The sequence below is a fragment of the Candidatus Aminicenantes bacterium genome (genome assembly GCA_026393855.1).
GTDB lineage: Bacteria > Acidobacteriota > Aminicenantia > Aminicenantales > UBA4085 > UBA4085.
Genome location: JAPKZJ010000123.1, coordinates 40,980 through 59,141, shown reverse-complemented (window position 1 = coordinate 59,141; position 18,162 = coordinate 40,980). Strand labels below are relative to the sequence as shown.

Annotated in this window: 13 protein-coding genes, 1 tRNA gene and 1 pseudogene; 4 read left to right on the top strand and 11 right to left on the bottom strand. The window is 64.7% G+C overall.

Features of this window, described 5'->3' with window-relative positions; translation table 11 throughout:
• Positions 1 to 213 precede the first annotated feature (213 nt).
• From rho to NTZ26_15165, 7 genes are all read right to left on the bottom strand, one after another.
• Positions 214 to 1,476, bottom strand: a complete 1,263-nt coding sequence (rho, locus tag NTZ26_15195) for a transcription termination factor Rho (GenBank protein MCX6561844.1) — start codon at positions 1,474 to 1,476, stop codon at positions 214 to 216.
• Positions 1,477 to 1,632: 156 nt separating this feature from the next.
• Positions 1,633 to 4,074 carry an endopeptidase La gene (lon, locus tag NTZ26_15190; protein ID MCX6561843.1) on the bottom strand — a complete coding sequence of 814 codons (2,442 nt, stop codon included), beginning with the start codon at positions 4,072 to 4,074 and terminating at the stop codon, positions 1,633 to 1,635.
• A gap of 1 nt (position 4,075) precedes the next feature.
• On the bottom strand, positions 4,076 to 5,326 hold the full coding sequence (clpX, locus tag NTZ26_15185) for an ATP-dependent Clp protease ATP-binding subunit ClpX (GenBank protein MCX6561842.1): 1,251 nt from the start codon (positions 5,324 to 5,326) through the stop codon (positions 4,076 to 4,078).
• Between the two features lie 17 nt (positions 5,327 to 5,343).
• Positions 5,344 to 5,940: an ATP-dependent Clp protease proteolytic subunit gene (locus NTZ26_15180; GenBank protein MCX6561841.1), complete on the bottom strand. Its 597-nt coding sequence runs from the start codon at positions 5,938 to 5,940 to the stop codon at positions 5,344 to 5,346.
• A 19-nt stretch (positions 5,941 to 5,959) separates the two neighbouring features.
• Entirely contained in the window at positions 5,960 to 7,240 is a 1,281-nt protein-coding gene (gene tig, locus NTZ26_15175; GenBank protein MCX6561840.1) for a trigger factor, read from the bottom strand.
• 31 nt (positions 7,241 to 7,271) lie between these two features.
• A tRNA-Leu gene (locus NTZ26_15170) sits at positions 7,272 to 7,354 on the bottom strand.
• 216 nt (positions 7,355 to 7,570) lie between these two features.
• Positions 7,571 to 9,403, bottom strand: a complete 1,833-nt coding sequence (locus NTZ26_15165; protein MCX6561839.1) for a tetratricopeptide repeat protein — start codon at positions 9,401 to 9,403, stop codon at positions 7,571 to 7,573.
• Between the two features lie 116 nt (positions 9,404 to 9,519).
• Here NTZ26_15165 and NTZ26_15160 point away from each other — a divergent pair, with 116 nt between their 5' ends.
• The 4 genes from NTZ26_15160 to NTZ26_15145 are packed head-to-tail and all read left to right on the top strand — an operon-like array spanning position 9,520 to position 12,646.
• Positions 9,520 to 10,674, top strand: a complete 1,155-nt coding sequence (locus tag NTZ26_15160) for a glycosyltransferase family 87 protein (protein ID MCX6561838.1) — start codon at positions 9,520 to 9,522, stop codon at positions 10,672 to 10,674.
• Between the two features lie 26 nt (positions 10,675 to 10,700).
• Positions 10,701 to 11,180 (top strand): DUF2085 domain-containing protein, encoded by a 480-nt coding sequence (locus NTZ26_15155; GenBank protein MCX6561837.1) that lies wholly within the window; start codon positions 10,701 to 10,703, stop codon positions 11,178 to 11,180.
• Positions 11,181 to 11,204: 24 nt separating this feature from the next.
• Entirely contained in the window at positions 11,205 to 11,714 is a 510-nt protein-coding gene (locus NTZ26_15150; GenBank protein MCX6561836.1) for a hypothetical protein, read from the top strand.
• Positions 11,711 to 12,646, top strand: coding sequence for a diacylglycerol kinase family lipid kinase (locus NTZ26_15145; GenBank protein MCX6561835.1), 936 nt, complete (start codon positions 11,711 to 11,713; stop codon positions 12,644 to 12,646). The genes NTZ26_15150 and NTZ26_15145 overlap by 4 nt, the downstream gene beginning before the upstream one ends.
• A 13-nt stretch (positions 12,647 to 12,659) precedes the next feature.
• On the opposite strand, the gene NTZ26_15140 is transcribed toward NTZ26_15145, so the two are convergent.
• From NTZ26_15140 to NTZ26_15125, 4 genes and pseudogenes are all read right to left on the bottom strand, one after another.
• Entirely contained in the window at positions 12,660 to 13,247 is a 588-nt protein-coding gene (locus NTZ26_15140) for a lytic transglycosylase domain-containing protein (protein MCX6561834.1), read from the bottom strand.
• A 76-nt stretch (positions 13,248 to 13,323) separates the two neighbouring features.
• Positions 13,324 to 15,960 (bottom strand): annotated as a pseudogene (gene alaS / locus NTZ26_15135) (alanine--tRNA ligase).
• Between the two features lie 4 nt (positions 15,961 to 15,964).
• Positions 15,965 to 17,110, bottom strand: coding sequence for a type IV pilus twitching motility protein PilT (locus NTZ26_15130; protein ID MCX6561833.1), 1,146 nt, complete (start codon positions 17,108 to 17,110; stop codon positions 15,965 to 15,967).
• Between the two features lie 119 nt (positions 17,111 to 17,229).
• A complete protein-coding gene (locus NTZ26_15125) occupies positions 17,230 to 18,162 on the bottom strand; it encodes a protein kinase (GenBank protein ID MCX6561832.1) in 933 nt (310 codons plus the stop codon).

Sequence of the window (18,162 nt, the reverse complement as noted above, 5' to 3'; positions counted from 1 at the left end):
CCGTCCGGTTGCCGTCAATCTTCAGAAGCCCGCGCAGCATCAGGCCCAAGAGCCGCGACGGGAGCTTTCGCTCTTCGGGCGACGGCTTGGCTTTTTCCGGAAACGGGAGAAAAAAGGGCTCATCTCCCGGAGATGGGAGATGAAATAAAAAGCCCCGCCTTCCCTTTCGGAAAAGCGGGGCTGGGGGTTCGAGAGAATTCCGCCGTTTCGGGCTTAGATCCCCTTGCTCATGGCGTTGAGAAAGTCTTGGTTGGTCTTGGCCTTGCCGAGCTTTTCGATCAGCAGCTCCATGGCCTCGACCTCGCTGAGCTGGGACAGGATCTTGCGCAGGACCCAGGTCCGGCTGAGCTCGGTTTCCTCAATGAGGAGCTCTTCCTTGCGGGTGGCCGAGCGGTTGATGTCGATGGCCGGGAAGGTCCGCTTGTCGACCAGCCTCCGGTCGAGGTTGATCTCCATGTTGCCCGTGCCCTTGAACTCCTCGAAGATGACCTCATCCATCCGGCTCCCGGTGTCGACCAGGGCGGTGGCGATGATCGTCAAGCTCCCGCCCTCCTCGATCTTGCGGGCCGAACCGAAGAACTTCTTGGGCCGGTTCAGGGCGTTGGCGTCGATGCCGCCCGAGAGGACCTTGCCCGAAGGCGGGATGATGGCGTTGTGGGCCCGGGCCAGCCGGGTGATGGAGTCGAGCAGGATGACCACGTCGCGCTTGATCTCAACCAGCCGCTTAGCCTTCTCCAGGACGATATTGGCGACCTGGGCGTTGCGGGCGGGCGGCTCGTCGAAGGTGGAGGCCACGACTTCGCCGGCGACGCTTCTTTGGAAGTCCGTGACTTCCTCGGGCCGCTCGGCCACGAGCAGAACGATCAGGAAGATCTCGGGGTGGTTCTTCTCGATCGACTTGGCGATCGTCTTGAGCAGGGTCGTCTTGCCGGCCCGGGGCGGCGAGACGATCAGGCCTCGCTGACCTTTGCCGATGGGGGTCAGCAGCTCCATGATCCGGGCGTTGAGGTTCTTCGGGTTGCCGTCCTGGAGAATGATCTTCTCGTGCGGGTAGAGAGGCGTCAGCTGCTCGAAGTGGACGTTGCGCCGCTGCTCGATCAGGACGTCGGGCAGCATGAAGTTGATGGCCTCGATCTTGATCAGGGCGAAGTACTTCTCCCCGTTCTTGGGCGGCCGGACGAGCCCCGAGATGGTGTCCCCCGTCCGCAACTGGAACTTGCGGATCTGCGAGGGCGAGACGTAGATATCGTCCTGGCTGGGGAGGTAGCTGAATTCGGGCGCCCGCAGGAACCCGAAGCCGTCCTCCAGGCATTCCAGGACGCCCTCCGAGAAGAGCAGGCCCTGCCGTTTGGCCTGGGCCTCCAGGATCTTGAAGATCAGGTTGTGCTTGTTGGCCTTATCGGCCTCGATGTCGGCCTCGGCCATCCCGACCTGGGCGGCGATCTTGAGGACCTCCTTGAGATCCTTGCCTTCCATCTCGATCAACCCGAAGTCATGGACTCCCTCGGGATCGCGGGGCGGCTCGTATTCTTCGTACTCCGGCCGGGGGTCCGGCGGCAGGTCTTTGGGGCCGTGGGGCTTGGGGCCGCGGTTATAGCGCCCTTGTCTCTGATTCGGCATGGTCGTTTCCTCCTAGTGCGTGACCGGCGGTTCGGGGCTGTCCTTGGCCTCGCCGGCCGGACCGGCCGGGGTCTCCCCCGCCCGGACATCGGTCTTGCCGCCGCCGGGCCGGGCCGGGCCGGGCGCCAGCGGCAGCTCCCTGGTCAGAACGAGCTTGAGAACGTCGTCCATCGTCTCGACCAGGTGGATCTTCATGGATTGCAGGATGGTCTTGGGCAGATCTTTCAGGTCGGCCTTGTTGTCCCGCGGCAGGATCGCTTCCCGGATCCCCTCGCGATGGGCGGCCAGCAGCTTCTCTTTGATCCCGCCCACGGGCAGAACCTTGCCCCGCAGAGTGATTTCCCCGCTCATGGCCAGCTTCTTGCTGACCGGGATCTCGGTCAGCAGCGAGAGGATGGCGATGGCGATGGTGATCCCGGCCGAAGGGCCTTCCTTCGGAGTCGCCCCCTCGGGGACATGGATATGGATGTCGAAGTCCTTGGTCACGTCCTTGGCCACGTTGAGCTCGAAGACCTTGGCCCGGACATAACTGAAGGCGGCCTGGGCCGACTCCTGCATGACCTCGCCCATCTGCCCGGTCAGGACGAAAGTGCCCTTGCCGTGAACCCTCATGGCCTCGAAGGTCAGCATTTCGCCGCCGAACTCGGTCCAGGCCATACCCATGGCCACTCCGATTTCGTCTTCGTAGTCCAAGGCCGAGCGCCGGAACTTGGGCACGCCGAGATAGGCCTCCAGGTTCTTGACGCTGACTTTTTCCTTCCGATCCTTGCCCTTCTGGACAACCCGCTTGACGACCTTGCGGCAGATGCGGGTGATCTCCCTCTCCAAGTTGCGCACACCCGCTTCCCGGGTATAGTCGTCGATCAATTGGCCGAGCGCCGAATCGGAGATGGCCAGATTGGCCGCCGTCAGCCCGTGGGCCTTTAACTGCTTGGGCCACAGGAACTGCTTCGCGATCTGGATTTTCTCCTCCTCGGTGTAGCCGGGGATGCGGATGATCTCCATGCGGTCGATGAGCGGCCGCGGCACGGGCTCCAGGGAGTTGGCCGTGACCACGAACATGACCTGGGAGAGGTCGAAATCGGTGTCGATGTAATGGTCCAGAAAGGCGTTGTTCTGTTCGGGGTCGAGGACCTCCATCAGGGCCGAAGCCGGGTCGCCCCGGAAGTCCATGCTCATCTTGTCGACTTCGTCGAGCAGAAAGACCGGGTTGCGGGTCCCGGCCCGCTTGATCATCTGGATGATCCGCCCGGGATAGGCGCCGATGTACGTCCGCCGATGGCCCCGGATCTCGGCTTCGTCCCGCACGCCGCCGAGCGACAGCCGAACGAACTTGCGGCCCGTGGAGCGGGCGATGGACTTGGCCAGGGAGCTCTTGCCGACGCCCGGGGGGCCGACCAGGCCGAGGATGATCCCCTTGGGATCCTTGACCAGCTGGCGGATGGAAAGATATTCCAGGATCCGCTCCTTGACCTTGTCCAGCCCGAAGTGATCCTCGTTCAGGATGCGCTCGGCCTCGGCCAGGTCCCGCTTCTCGCGGGATTTCTTGATCCAGGGCAGGGCGATCAGCCAGTCCAGGTAGTTGCGGCAAACGGTCGCCTCGGCCGACATGGGCGGCATGCTCTCCAGGCGCTCCAGTTCCTTGCGGGACTTTTCGGCGGCGTCGGGGGGCATCTTGGCCGCAGCCACCTTCTTGCGCAGTTCCTCGACCTCGCTGGCCGGCTCGTCCCGCTTGGCTCCCGGCGGCAAAGAGCCGGAGCCGCCCGGGGTGAAGGCGGTCTTGCGCTTGCCGCCGGCCCGGCCGTCCTTGCGGCTCGAAGACTGAAGGCGGTAGATTTCGGACTCGAGCAGGAAGCGAAGCCGCCGCAGCCGCTCCAGGCTGTTGATCGTCTCCAACAGGTTCTGCTTCTCGTCCAGCGGCAGGTAGAGATGGGACGAGATGATGTCGGCGATCCGATCGGGGGTGTGTTCGCGCAAGGCCGGAATGATGGCCTGGACGTTGGCATTCTGGTTGAACTTGAGGTATTCCTCGAACATCGGCAGGACTTGGCGCAGCTCCTCGGCCGCCTCCTTGCCGCCGTCGTCGTAGACCCGGACTTCCTTGATCAGGACCTGGTAGAACGGGTGCGACCCGACGACCTCGAGGATGCGGGCCCGTTTTTTGCCCTCGACGATGACCTTGACGTTCTTGTCGTCGACGGGGGCGGTGCGGATGACTTTAGCCGTGATCCCCAGCGAGTAGATGTCCTTGGGCTGGGGGTTGTCCAGGGTCGGGTCCATCTGGGCCGATAGGACGATCATCCGGTCGGTATCGGCCGACTTCTCCAGGGCCAGGATGGACGAGGGTCGGCCGATGGTGAACGGGACGAGGGTGGCCGGGAAGACGACCAGGTCGCGAAGCGGAATAAGCGGCAGCGTTTTGAGGGTTTCCAGCGATTCGCCGTTCGGTTCCATGTCACTCTCCCGCGACCGGCTTGGTCCGCTCCGACCCATTCTCCTCGACCATCCGCTTGGTGATCTTGATCCGGCCGGGCTTGCGCGAGGAGGGCAGATCGAACATCAGATCGAGCATGAGGTCCTCGATGATCGTCCGCAGCCCGCGGGCCCCGAGCTTGCGCTCCAGGGACTTGCGGGCGATGGCCGCCAGGGCTTCATCGCTAAACTCCAGCTCGACGCCCTCCATCTCGAACAGCCGCTGGTACTGGCGGATGATGGCGTTCTTGGGCCGGGTCAGGATGGCGACCAGCTCGTCCGGGCCGAGCTCGTCGAAGACGGCCACGACCGGGATGCGGCCGACCAGCTCGGGGATCAGGCCGTACTTGATCAGATCCTGCGGGATGAGATCGGCCAGCAGCCCGGAGGCCGCATCCGGCCGGACTTTGGCCTCGGCCTTGAATCCGACCATGGAACGGCCCAGCCGCTGGGCGATGATCCGATCCAGCCCGACGAACGCTCCGCCGCAGATGAATAGGATGTCGGTCGTGTCGACCGGGATGAATTCCTGATAGGGATGCTTACGCCCTCCCTGCGGCGGGATGTTGGCGCTCGTTCCCTCGATGATTTTAAGCAAGGCCTGTTGGACGCCCTCGCCCGAGACATCCCGGGTGATCGAGGGGCTGTCGCTTTTGCGGCTGATCTTGTCGATCTCGTCGATATAGATGATGCCCTTCTGGGCCCGGGCGATGTCGCCCTTGGCCGCCTGGTAGAGCTTGAGGATGACGTTCTCCACGTCCTCGCCGACATAGCCCGCTTCGGTCAGGGTGGTGGCGTCGGCGATGGCGAACGGCACCGACAAGATTCGGGCCAGGATCTGGGCCATGAGGGTCTTACCGGTTCCCGTCGGCCCGATCAGCAGGATGTTGCTTTTGGAGATCTCGACGTCCGAGGCCGAGTGAGGCTGGCGGATGCGTTTATAGTGGTTGTAGACCGCCACGGCGATCTTCTTTTTGGCCTTGTCCTGGCCGATCATGTATTCGTCCAGGGCAGCCTTGATGGCGGCCGGAGTGGGCGATTCCTCGGGCGCCGTCACGGTCTCGGCCGGCTTGGGCTTGTCGGCCTCGACGATCGTATGGGCCACCTCGACGCAGTTGTCGCAGATGAAGATGCCGCCGGGCCCGGCGATGAGCTTGCGGGCCTGGGCCTGGCCGCGGCCGCAGAAGGCGCACTTGACCAGGCTCTCGGACCGGCCGTTCTTGATCTCGTCCATGAGTCTCGGGTCGTCCCCTATTTCTTGGCCGGGGTCCGGGAGGTGTAGATCTGGTCGATAATGCCGTACTCCCGGGCCTGGACCGCGGACATGATGAAGTCGCGCTCGATGTCGGCCTGGATCTTGGTCTTGGGCTGGCGGGTGTGCTTGACCAGGATGTGGTACAGGGAGTCCCGCATCCGCAGAATTTCCTTGGCCTGGATGGCGATGTCCGAGGCCTGGCCTTGGGTGCCGCCGAAAGGCTGGTGCAGCAGGACCCGGGTGTTGGCCAGGGCGATCCGTTTGCCGGGCGCGCCGGCCGCGAGCAGCACCGCCGCCATGCTGGCTGCCTGGCCGACCCCGATGGTCGAGATCTCGTTGCTGACGTATTGCATGGTGTCGTAGATGGCCAGGCCGGCGGTGATCGACCCGCCGGGCGAGTTGATATAGACCGAGATCTCCTTCTCCGGATTCTCGGCTTCCAGGAACAGCAGCTGGGCGATGACCGTGTTGGCCAGGCTGTCGTCGATCTCGGTCCCGATGAAGATGATGTTGTCGCGCAACAGGCGGGAATAGATGTCGTAGGCCCGCTCGGAGCGGCCGTCCTGCTCGACGACAAAGGGGATGAGAGTCATGGGGGGCCCGGGAAGCCGGTTACTCCATTATAGCCTGGCCGACCAGGAAGTCAACGGCCTTGCGCAGGACCAGATTGGCTTTGAGCCCGTCTCGACGGCCTTCCTGAGCGAAGGATTCGAGGAGCCGGGGCGCCGGCACGCCATTGGCTCGGGCCAGGTCGCGGATCTCCTGATCGACTTCGTCTTCGCCGACTTCGATCTTCTCGGCCTCGGCGATCCGGCGCAGCAGGAGCTGTCGCTTGATCGCCCCGACGGCCTGCTCGCGGGCCCGCGGGCGGAACTGCTCGACGAGCTCGGGGGTGACGCTTTCGGCCGGAATCGATTGGAAGGTCTTTTTCAGGACTTCCTCGGCTTCCTCTTCGACCGCTCCCTCGGGCAGGTCGATGGCGGTCTGCTCGATGAGCTGGGCCAGGACGTCCTCGGAAGCATCCCGCCGAGCCTGGGCTTCGCGGGCCTTGCCGAGCTCGGAGCGGACCTTTTCGCGCAGGACGGCCAAGCTGTCGAACTCGCCCAAGCTCTTGGCGAAATCGTCGTTGAGCTCGGGCAAGCGTTCGGCCTTGATCGACTGGACTTTGAGCGTGGTCTCGATGTCCTTGCCGGCCAGAGCCCGGACCGGGGCGTCTTCGGGGTAGGTCGATTGGAAGGACTTGCTTTCACCCGGCCGAAGGCCCCGGACGTTCTCGTCCACGGCCGGGTCGTTGCCCGGGCGGCCGACGAGGACGACGGCCTTTTCGACCGGCCGCATCCGCTTAGTCCGGAGGTCGCGAGCCTGCGTCTCGACGACGACGTAGTCGCCGGCGACGACGGCGCGGTCCTCGACGGGGATGTATTCGGCCGCTTTGCGCCGCAGGTCCTCAATCGTCTTGTCCACGTCGGCCTCGGGAACCTCGGCCGAGCGGCGGGTCGTCCGGACCTTGCGGTAGGCCGGCAAAGCGAAGTCCGGCCAGATTTCGACCACGGCCTTGAACTTCAGGGGCGCCCCAGCCTCGATCGAGAGGTCCTCGATGACCGGGCTGCCGACGGGATGAATGCCGTGAGCCGTCAGGATCTCCTCCAGGACCATGGGGACCAGCCGATCGACCAGCTCGTGCTGGATCTCGTGCTGGTAGACCTGCTTAACCATGTCCTTGGGCGCCCGTCCGGCCCGGAACCCTTTCATCCGGGCCCGCTCGGCGTAATGCTCCAAGACGTGTTCGAACTCGTGGGCCACCTCGGCCGCGCTCAGTTCGGCCTCGACTTCCTTGCGGGTGGGGGCTAGATCCTTCACCGTGCTTTTCAGGCGCTCGATCGGTTCGGTCATGGGAGTCCTATCCTTGTCCGGGGATCGTCCATGGGCAAGGCGGGAATCGAACCCGCATTCCCTTTCAGGAACTAGGTCCTAAGCCTAGCGCGTCTGCCGTTCCGCCACTTGCCCATATGCAAAAACAGCCTTCAATTCGAGGGATCTTGGAGACGCGTTCGAAGGGAACGGGGAACTGAAGACAATCTTTTATCACAACCCTCCGCCCCCTGTCAAACGGATTTCCTCCGGGCCCGGCGTCTCCCTCCCCCGCCGGTCAGGAGAAGCGGGTCACAACCCCGCCTCTCCCCTTCCTAGGGGAGAGGCGGGGCCGGGTCGCGCCGCCGCCGCTTACTTGATGTAGCCGCGCAGCTTGACGGCCAAGTTGGCGTCAATCGCCTGCAGTTTCTTGGCCACTGCCTGGGCGCTGTATTTGTCGTGCAGATTAAGGTAGATGATGCCCAGGTTGAAAAGCGCCGTCCCGTCGTCCGGCTTCAGGTCGACGGCCTTTTTCATCGGGTCCATGGCCAGGGTGAACTGCTTGGTCTGCATGTGGCACATGCCGATGTAGAGGTAGGCGTAGAAATTGTCGGGAACGATCTCGACGTCCTTCTGGAAGGCTTTGGCCGCTTCGGCGTAGTTCTTCTGCATGTAATAACAGAAGCCGGTCTGGAACCAGGCAAAATCGTAGGTGGGCTTCAGCTCGATGGCCTTGCGGAAATTGGCGATCGCCTCCGGGTAGTTCTGCATCTTCTGATACATGAACCCGAGGTTGTAGAAGGACTGTTCGTCCTTCGGGTTCAGCTCGACGAGCTTCTTGGCCGCAGCCACGGCCTTGGTCGGGTTGTTGGCCTTGTCGTACATCGCCAGGATTCGCTGGTAGTGGCCGCCGGCGTCCTTGGGACTCATTAGCGCCAGCTTGGCGTAGGCCGCCTCGGCCTGCTCCAGCTTGCCGCCCCGCTCATAGGACTGGGCCTGCCGAAAGGCGATGGATTGGTCGTCGGGTTGGGTTTTCAGTGCCTCGCCGTACGCGGCGGCTGCTTTTTCGAACTCGTTCGCTTCCAGCCGGCAGTCGCCCAGGCTTTTGTAGATCGTCCAGGCGTTGGCCGGGCCGGCCACCAGGTACTTCTCATAAGCATCCGCCGCCTTGGCCCATTCCCGGGCGTCCTGATAGGCGTTGCCCAGAAACATCAGGGCTTCCTTCTTGGAGGGGTCGATGGCCAGAGCCTTCTCCAGGTAGGGCGCAGCTTCCATCGGCTTCTGCATCCGGACCAGGATATCGCCCAAGCCTAGATAGGCGACGACGTTTTGGGGGTCAAGCTCGATGACCTTCTTGAAGGCCGTCACGGCGTTGGCGAAATCGCGCTGCTTGTTGTAGACCGCGGACAGCAAGGTCCAGGCTTCCAGGTTGTTCGGCTGGGCCTTGGTCACCTTCTCCAGGTTGCGCTGGGCGTTGAGGGATTGCTCCATCCAGTTGTAGAGGCGGCCCGCCAGCCAGGCGCCTTCCACCGTGCCCAGATATTCTTCGGGCGTCCAGGTTTTGAACGCCTGGACGGCCGCGGCCCGATTCAGACCGTCGAAAGCGGCCGCCGGCACGACGAACCGGAGCTGGCGATCCAGGATCGTCAGCAGGCCGACGAACTTGCCGTCCTCGCCGAACACCGCTCCACCGGCGAAAGCCTCGGGCACTGCGGCGCTGATTTCCGCGACCGTGGATCCTGCTCCCAGATCGCGGGCATCCCGGATCTCGCCCGAGGCGACGACGATTTCGCCCGCTTCGTTGGCGCCGATGGCCAGGACTTTCTTGCCTTTGCCCAGGGCGTCGGGCGCGGGGACGAGCGGAGTCACCTTGCCCTTGATCCGGATCAGGGCCAGATCGAGGGCCTTGTTGACGGCCACGATGCCTTCGACGTCGACTTCCTTCTTCTTATAGTTGAAGCCCATGGCCGAGGCCGCGCCGCTGATCAGGTGGTAGTTGGTCAGAGCCAGATCCTTGGCCAGGGCGACGGCCGAGCCCTTGGCGATCTCCTTCTTGTCCTTATCATAGGCGATCAGGGACAGGACGCCGGGCCCCGAATCCTCGAGTCTCTTGACGGCGGGATCTTCCTGTCCCGCGGGCAGGACCACCGCGGAGCCGAGGAGCAGCGCCGCGCAAAGACAGACGATGATGGATTTATGCTTCATGATGCCTCCTGAAAGGCCGCATCGCGGCCCGGATGAATGGATATTTTGACATGCCGTTCCCGCCCTGTCAATCATCGAGTTGACTTCGCGCCGACCATCGGGTAGTTTGAGGTTCGATGCGACGCACTCGACCGCCGGCCGCCGTACTTTATGCCGTCCTCCTGGCCGTCGGGCTGGCCCTGCTCTGGGTCGGGAAAGCGGGCTTGCGAGATTTCCAGGTCAACCTCCAGGCCGGCGATCGGCTGATCCACGGCGAGACGCTTTACCGGACGTCGGACGAGCACTACCAGTTCAAGTACGCCCCGTTCTCGGCCGTGATCTACGCTCCGTTGGCCGGGCTTCCCTTGACCGTTGCGAAATCAGTCTGGCTGGCCTTGATCCTGGGCGCTTGTTTTCTGGCCGCTTCGTGGTCCGCTCGGTTGGCCGGTTTAGCGGTCCCCGATCAACCTTGGCGGGCGGCCTGGCCGGGGCTCATCCTGGCCAAGTATTTCCTGCGCGAGCTGGAATTGGGCCAGATCAACGCTCTGATCACCGCGGTCTTCCTGGGCATGGCCCTTCTGCTGACGGCACGGGAAGGCCGCCGCGCTCCCTTGGCCGAGGCGTCGGCGGGACTTCTGGCCGGACTGGGCGCGGCCCTCAAGCCTTATGGCGTCATCATGCTGCCCTACCTTTTCTTGAAAAGGCGCTGGGCGGCCTTGGCCGCGGCCGTCTCGTTCCTGGGCCTCTCGCTTCTCCTGCCCGCCGCCTTTTATGGCTGGAAAGGCAACTGGACCGTCCACGCGGAATGGATCCGGACCTTGTCGCGATCAACGCCGCCGCTGCTCGTGTCGCAGGACAATGTCTCTTTGCTGGCCTTCTTCTCCAAGTGGCTCGGTCCTTCCGCGACGGCGACCTGGCTCTATGGAGCCGCCGTTGCCCTTCTGGCCGCGGCCGTTCTCTTCGTCCTGATCAGGGGAGACGGAATCAGCCGCCCGGAGCCGCTGGAAGTCGGATTGCTCCTGCTGGCGATCCCGCTCATCTCGCCTCTTGGCTGGGAATATACTTATCTTTCCGCCATCTTGGCCATATCCGTCCTCCTGGCCCGCTGGTCGAGCTTTTCCGGAGCCTTCCGAGCCGTTCTTACGGCGGATTTCGTCCTGATCGCGCTTTCTCTTTACGACCTGATGCGACCGGGGCTGTTCCACTTCTACCTCGGCCGATCCCTTCCGACGCTGGCCTTCCTGATCCTGGCAGCCGGGCTCCTTGACTTGCGCCGGAGGCGGGCCGCGTAAGGCGCGGGGGCCGAGGTCGGACAGCCATGAAGACCTTCCGGACCCGGATGGCCTGGTTCTATGGCCTGACCCTGGCCGCCGGCGCCGTCGGGCTCGCCGCCGTCGCCGCCGCGCCCCTGCTCATGGCCAGGGGCTCGAGAGCCGCCGCCTTCCTCTATGCCGTCTTTGCCCCGCTCTGCCATCAGCAGCCGGAACGGTGCTTTTCCCTGGCCGGGTTTCCCCTCGCCGTCTGCGCCCGCTGCACCGGCATCTATCTGGGCGCCTTCCTCGGGTTGATCGCGCGGCCGTTCCTCCGTCCTCTCACCGACCTCCGCCCGCCTTGCGCCGCGGCGTTTCTAGCCGTGAGCCTGCCGATCGCCGTGGATGCGGCGGCCAACCTGTTCGGGATCTGGCGCTCCCCGGGAGCCCTGCGCTTCGCCACCGGATTGATCTGGGGGCCCATCCTGCCGTTCTATTTCTTGGCCGGTCTGGGGAGCCTGTTTGCGTCCGGAGCGGAAAAAAAATAGAATGACGAGGACGTGGAGAATGGCATGAATGGTCGCAAGCCCAGTCTTTTAGCCCCGGCTCTGATCGCCGGCGCGGCCGGCGGTGTTCTTTCCGGCATCCCCTTCGTCAATTGCCTTTGCTGTCTGTGGATGATCGGCGCCGGCATCCTGGCCGCCTATCTGATGGCCAAGGATGCCCCCGCGCCTCCGACCGCGGGCGACGGAGCCCTGGTCGGAGCGTTCACGGGTGTCGTCGCGGCCGGCGCCGTCTCGCTCATGAGCATCCCGCTGGCCGCCTTGAACGCCGTCTTCTTCCGTCGTTTCCTCGAACGCATGGCCGAGTACGTCCAGGAGATGCCGGCGGGCTGGGAGCAATGGTTCACCCGCGGCGTCGGCCCGTTCTCCTTCTTCTGGTTCTTTATCGGCCTCGTCATCAACGCCGCCGTTTTTGCCGCGCTGGCCGCTCTCGGCGGAATCATCGGCATGTCCCTATTTGCCCGCCGCACCCCGCCGCCGGGGGCGCCGCTGCCGCCGCAGCCCGGGAGCCACGTTTGAGGCGCTTCAAGACCCAGGTCATCGTCAACCCCGAATCGGCCAAAGGTCAGACCCGGCGCCGCTGGACTCAGATTAAGGAAGGCATCCGCCACTTCATCCGGGATTTCAAGGTCGAGTTCACCGAGAAGCCCCTGCAAGCCATCGAGATCGCCCGCTCGGCGCTTCGCGACGGCACCGACCTGGTCATCGGCGTCGGCGGCGACGGGACGATGAACGAGATCGCCAACGGCTTCTACGAGGACGCCCGACTGATCAACCCGGCGGCCAGCCTGGGCATCGTGCCGTCCGGGACGGGCTGCGATCTGACCCGCTCGCTGCGGATCCCGCCGCGCCTGCGCGGCGCGATGCAGGTCATCACCGAAGCCCCGACCCGAACGATCGACGTCGGCCGGGTCGCGTTCCGCGGCGGTGACGGCCGCCCGGACGAGCGGATTTTTCTCAACGTCGCCGACTTCGGCGTCGGCGGCGAAGTCGTCCACAAGGTCAACACCCGGCGGCTGGAGCGGAAAGCCTCGTCCTACGTCCGCTGCCTGGTCGAGACCATGGCCCACTACAAGAATAAAAAAGTCCGCATCCGGGTGGACGGGCAGGAGCTTCCGCGCGGCGAATATCTGATCGGGGCCGTGGCCAACGGCCGGATTTTCGGCAAAGGCATGAAGATCGCGCCCGATGCGCGCCTCGACGACGGGCTCTTCGATACGGTCCTGGTCCGAGGCATGCGCTTCGTCGAGTTCTGCCTGCACGGCTGGAGGCTGATGAACGGCTCGCACACCGGCTACCGCAAGGTCGACGTAATCCGCGGCCGCCGGGTGGAAGCCGACCCCGAGGACGACGATCCGGTCCTTCTCGAGTTCGACGGCGAGCAGTTGGGCACCCTGCCGGCGGTCTTCACCATCGCGCCGCGCAGCCTGCCGATCAAGGGATATCTCTGAGCCTGCTCCCGCGCTAGCGGGATTCCCGCCGGGCCAAGCGCGGATCGTTGGTCACGATCTTGCGGCCGTCCGCATCCACCACCGTGAAGAGCCTCGTCCGGACCCGGCTCCCGCTCTTGCGGAAAGCGGCCTGGACGGTCGCAATGTAGGCCCGCGTTTCCTTATAGGGAGGAATGCCTTTGTATTTCTCGACCGCCGCTTGCCCGGCGTTGTAGGCGGCCAGGATGAGGTCGGTGCGGCCGTCGTAAAGCCGGTCGAGGTCTTTTAGATAGCGTACGCCCCCCTCGATGTTCTGAACCGGCTCGAAAACGTCGGCAACTCCATAGAACGCGGCCGTGGCGGGCATCAGCTGCATCAGGCCCTGCGCACCGGCCTCGGACACGGCCCAGCGGTTATAGGCCGATTCGGCCTGGATAACCGCATGGATCAGGCCCACTTGCAGCCCGTTGCGGAGCGCGGAAGCCCGAATCAATGGGTCATATTTAGTCTTCAAGTAGGCGGGAAAGCCGGGGGCGGGGGGAGCAGCGGCGGACAGAACCGCGCAGGCCGCGACGGCCAGGGTTCCGATCCGAATGAAGCCTCGTTTCATCGGCTTCATCATGCCGGAATCGGCCTCCCGCCGTCAATCGCCCGCAGGGGTGATATGGGGGGCGGGTCTCTCCTCCCCTTCGGTCCGGTCAGAGCAGGCGGGCTACGGCCTCAAGGCCCGCGGCCAGAGCCTTGTCGAGCTCGCCTGTCAGAGGGCCGCCGGCCTGGGCAAAATCGAGCCGACCGCCTCCCCCACCGCCGATGACGGGAGCCAGAGCCTTGATCAGCCCGGCCGCGGAGACGCGGCCGCTCAGGTCCTTGGTCACGGCCGCGACGAGAAAAGCCTTGTCCTCCCGCACCCCTCCCAAAAGCACGATGCCGGAACCAAGCTTCTGCTTGAGCTGATCGGTCATCGTCCGGGCCTCCTCGGGGCTGAGGCCCTCCATCCGCCGGACCAGGACTTTCAGCCCCCCGACTCGGCGAATCTCCTCGGCCGGAGGCTCGGCCGAGCCGGCCAGGATCTTCTGCCGCAAAGCCTTGATCTCGTGGTCCTTCTCCCTCATCTGGTCCAGCATCTTCTCGAGCTGGGCCGGCAGGTCCTTGCGGGGAACGTTGACAAGCCGGGCCGACTCGGAGGCCAGCCGATCGATCTCCTGCAGATGCCGCAGGGCCTCGTCACCCGTCAGAGCTTCGATGCGGCGCATCCCGGCCGCCACACTCGTCTCGGCCGTAATCTTGAACAGGCCGATCTGGCCGGTGGATCCGGCGTGGGCGCCGCCGCACAGCTAGCGGCTGAACTCGCCGACGACGACCATCCGGACCCTCTCGCCGTACTTCTCCTCGAAGATGGCCATGGCGCCCGATCGCAGCCCCTCCTCGAGCGACATCTCCCGGATCTCGACCGGCTCGTCATCCCGGATCTTCTCGTTGACCAGGGCCTCGACCCGGGCGATCTCTTCGGGCGATAAGCCTTGAAAATGGGTAAAATCGAAGCGCAGCCGAACGGGCGAAACGAGCGATCCGGCCTGCTTGACGTGCTCGCCGAGGACTTGGCGCAAGGCGGCGTGCAAAAGATGGGTCGCCGTGTGGTTGGCCCGCACGGCTTTGCGCTTGTCGAGGTCGATGGCCGCCTCGACCGCATCGCCTTCGGCCACTCGCCCGGCTACGACCCGGACCCGATGGCTGCGGACTTCCGGCACGGGGTAATACGCGGACTCAACTACGGCCGAAAAGCGGCTGTTTTTGAGCCGGCCCGAATCGCCCACCTGGCCGCCCGCCTCGGCATAGAACGGCGTCCGGTCGAGGATGACCTCGCCGCTCTCCCCCGCGGCGAGGGCGAAGGTCCGGGCCCCGTCCTTGAACAGGGCCAGGACCTTCGCTTCCGGAAGCAGGCAGGATTCGTAGCCGGCGAAGGAGCTGACGACACCTTTAAGGCTGTCGTAGGCTTGCCTCTCCTTGATCTGGGCATCCCCTTTCCAGGCCAGGCGGGCCCGGGTTTTCTGGGCTTCCAGCTCGGCCGCGAATCCGGTCTCGTCGACCCCCAGCTTTTCGTCGGCGGCCAGTTCCATGGTCAGATCGAGGGGGAATCCGTAGGTGTCGTAAAGCTTGAAGGCCGCCGGCCCCGACACGCGGGCCGCCCCGGCCGTTCGGGCCTCGACGGCGTAGGTCTGGAAGACGCGGAGCCCGGAGGCGAGGGTCTGGGCGAAGCGCTCCTCCTCCGACCGGCAGACCCGGGCGATGAGCGGCAGGGCGGTCAGCAGCTCGGGGTAGGCGCCCTTCATGACCTCGGCCACGGTACCCATCAGGGTGTGGACGAAGGGCTTCTCCAGCCCGATCTTGTTGCCGTTGCGGAAGGCCCGGCGGATGAGCCGGCGCAGGACGTAGCCGCGGCCGTCGTTGGCGGGCATGATGCCGTCGCTGATCAGGAAGGCCGCGGCCCGGGCGTGATCGGCGATGATGCGAAGCGCGACGTCGCCTTCGCCCCCGGCCGGGTATTCGCGGCCGGCCAGGCCGGCGATTTCGCCGATGATCGGCGTGAACAGGTCGGTGTCCCAGTTGCTCGTCTTGCCCTGCAGCACGGCCGCCATCCGCTCCAGGCCCATGCCGGTGTCGATCGAGGGCTTGGGCAGGGGCTTCATCGCCCCCGACCCGTCCTGCTGGTACTGCATGAAGACGAGGTTCCACAGCTCAACGAAGCGATCGCTCCCGGAATCGATCAGGGCCCGAGGATCGCCGGCCTCGAGCCCGGGGGCGAGGTCGAAGTGCAGTTCCGAGCAGGGCCCGCAGGGGCCGGTGTCGCCCATGGCCCAGAAGTTGTCCTTCTTGCCGAAGCGGAAGATGCGCTCGGCCGGGAATCCGATCTCCCCGCGCCACAGCTCGTAAGCCTCGTCGTCGTCCTCGTAGACCGTGGCATAGAGGCGGTCCTGGGGAAGGCGGAAGACGTCGCTGACAAGCTCCCAGGCGAAGCGGACGGCCTCGCGTTTGAAGTAATCGCCGAAGGAGAAGTTGCCCAGCATCTCGAAGAAGGTGTGATGCTTGCTGGTCCGGCCGACCTGCTCCAGATCGTTGTGTTTGCCGCTGACGCGCATGCACTTCTGAACCGTGGCCGCCCGGCTGTAGCCGCGGGTCTCGAGCCCGAGGAAGACGGACTTGAACTGGTTCATCCCGGCGTTGGTGAAGAGCAGGCTCGGGTCGTCCTTGGGCAGCAGCGAGGCGCTGGCCACGATCTTGTGGCCGCGGCCGGCGAAGTAGTCGAGAAAGGTTTCGCGGATGCTTTGCGCGTTCATGCCCTCAATCCTCGGGTTTGCGTTCGGGCTTCATCTTGCCCAGGTTCTTCTCCATCTCCTCCTGGGCGATATCCTGGGTGGACTGGATACCCTGGACCCGGAGCCGGAAATTGTCGGGGCTGGTGGAATAGCGCAGCCCCTGCTCGAACGAGATGAAGGCCCGGTCGTAGAGATGAAAGACGGACTGGTCGAAGGTCTGCATGCCGTACTGGGAGTAGCCCGCGCCGATGGCATCGCGCAGGAGGAAGGTCTTCTCCCGCTCCTGGATGCACTCCCGGACATAGGGAGTGGCCAACAGGACCTCGACCGCGGGCACCCGGCCGCGCCCGTCCTTGCGCGGCACCAGCCGCTGCGAGATGACCGCCTGCAGGATAGAGGCCAGCTGCAGCCGGATCTGGCGCTGCTGATGGGGCGGAAAGACGGAGACGATGCGGTTGATCGTCTCGGGAGCGTCGACCGTATGAAGGGTGCTGAGGACGAGATGGCCCGTCTCGGCCGCCAGGATGGCCGTTTCGATCGTCTCCAGGTCGCGCATCTCGCCGACCAGGATGATGTCCGGATCCTCGCGCAGGGCGCCGCGCAAGCCGCGGGCGAAGCTCTTGACGTCCCAGCCGACCTCGCGCTGGCAGATGACGCTCTTCTGGTCGCGATGCAGGTACTCGATCGGGTCCTCGATGGTGATGATGTGCTCGCGGCGGCTCCGATTGATAAAATCGATTATCGAGGCCAGGGTCGTTGTCTTGCCGCTGCCGGTCGAGCCCGTGACCAGGACCAGGCCGCGCTCGGTGGCGGCGATCTGCTCGATCACCGGCGGCAGCAGGAGCTCCTGGAAGCTTTTGACCTCGAAGGGGATGATCCGCAGGGCCACCGCCAACGAACCGCGCTGGCGGAAGATGCTGCCGCGGAAGCGGCCGAACCCGGGCAGGCTGTAAGCCAGGTCCAGGTCGAAATCCTCCTCCAGGCGCTTCTTCTGGGCTTCGTTCATGACCTGGAAGGCGATCTCCTCCGTGTCCTGGGGACCGAGCTTGGGCAGCTGGGTCAGGGGCACCAGAATGCCGTGAACCCGGAATTGGGGGTGGTTGCCGACCTTGATGTGGACGTCGGAAGCGTCCATCTCGATGGCGATCTTCAGCAGGTCGTCGATGTGCATGTCGGCCTCCCATCAGTCCTCGGCCGCGCCGGCCCGCGGCGGGCTCGGCGGCCTCTGCGGCGCAGGGGGCGGCGGAGGCAATCCATCTTACCCGGCCGGGGCGGCCCGGTCAACCCGAGTCAGCCGGATTCGCCGCAGTAGGGGCAATGGCGGGAGCGGAACGGGAGGGGCCGCCGGCAGTTCCAGCACAGATCGCCCGTCGAGCGCTCCCGGGCCCGGATCCGGCCCAGAATGTCGTCGATCTCGGTCTTGGGATGCTTTTCGCCGCGAATCTCGGCCAGGGCCCGCAACAGCTCGCCCGGACGTTCGTACCGCTCCTCGGTCTTGGCCGCCAGGCATTTCATGACGATCTCGTCCAGCTCACGCGGGACCCGCATGTTCTTGATCCGGGGCGGGGTGATCTTGCCCTCCTGGGCTTTCTCCAGGATCTTGAACGGGTCGGGATCGTAGATGGGCGGCCGGCCGATCAGCATCTCGTAGAGAATGCAGCCCATGGAATAGATGTCCGCCGCGAACCCGGCCTTGCCCAGGAACTGCTCGGGCGCCATATAGGGAGGCGATCCGATCCGGGTCGTGGCATAAGGGACGTTCTGGAGCCAGGCCGAGGTTCCGAAGTCGGTGATCTTGACCTGCCCTTCCTCGGAGACCATGATGTTCGAGGGCCTCAGGTCGCGGTGAATGATCTTGTTCTTGTGGGCATGCTCGACACCGGCCGCCACCTGGCGGATGGTGTCGATCGCGGCCGGTACATCCAGGGTCTTCTCCTTCTGCAGGATCTTCTCCAGGGTCCGCCCCCGGACGTATTCCATGACAAAGAAGAAGACCTTGTCCACCTTCTCGGCCGCCAGCAGGCGAACGATGTTCGGATGGTCCAGGGCCGCCTGCATGCGCGGCTCCTTGAGCAGCTTGTAGAGCTCCAGGGACTGCTTATGGGGGACCTTGATGGCCACTTTGATGTCGAGCCAGACGTCCTTGGCCAGATACACGGAGCCGAATCCTCCGCTGCCCAGAGACCGGATGATCTCGTACTTCCCTACTTTCTGGCCCTGCAT

What these genes read in the sequence shown, in the direction of transcription:
- NTZ26_15150 (MCX6561836.1), top strand. Translation starts at nt 11,205, where the DNA reads ATGAATGGTCGCAAGCCCAGTCTTTTAGCCCCGGCTCTGATCGCCGGC.
- NTZ26_15155 (MCX6561837.1), top strand. Translation starts at nt 10,701, where the DNA reads ATGAAGACCTTCCGGACCCGGATGGCCTGGTTCTATGGCCTGACCCTG.
- lon (MCX6561843.1), bottom strand. Translation starts at nt 4,074, where the DNA reads ATGGAACCGAACGGCGAATCGCTGGAAACCCTCAAAACGCTGCCGCTT.
- rho (MCX6561844.1), bottom strand. Translation starts at nt 1,476, where the DNA reads ATGGAAGGCAAGGATCTCAAGGAGGTCCTCAAGATCGCCGCCCAGGTC.
- tig (MCX6561840.1), bottom strand. Translation starts at nt 7,240, where the DNA reads ATGACCGAACCGATCGAGCGCCTGAAAAGCACGGTGAAGGATCTAGCC.
- NTZ26_15130 (MCX6561833.1), bottom strand. Translation starts at nt 17,110, where the DNA reads ATGCACATCGACGACCTGCTGAAGATCGCCATCGAGATGGACGCTTCC.
- NTZ26_15140 (MCX6561834.1), bottom strand. Translation starts at nt 13,247, where the DNA reads ATGATGAAGCCGATGAAACGAGGCTTCATTCGGATCGGAACCCTGGCC.
- NTZ26_15125 (MCX6561832.1), bottom strand. Translation starts at nt 18,162, where the DNA reads ATGCAGGGCCAGAAAGTAGGGAAGTACGAGATCATCCGGTCTCTGGGC.
- NTZ26_15165 (MCX6561839.1), bottom strand. Translation starts at nt 9,403, where the DNA reads ATGAAGCATAAATCCATCATCGTCTGTCTTTGCGCGGCGCTGCTCCTC.
- clpX (MCX6561842.1), bottom strand. Translation starts at nt 5,326, where the DNA reads ATGGACGAGATCAAGAACGGCCGGTCCGAGAGCCTGGTCAAGTGCGCC.
- NTZ26_15160 (MCX6561838.1), top strand. Translation starts at nt 9,520, where the DNA reads ATGCGACGCACTCGACCGCCGGCCGCCGTACTTTATGCCGTCCTCCTG.
- NTZ26_15180 (MCX6561841.1), bottom strand. Translation starts at nt 5,940, where the DNA reads ATGACTCTCATCCCCTTTGTCGTCGAGCAGGACGGCCGCTCCGAGCGG.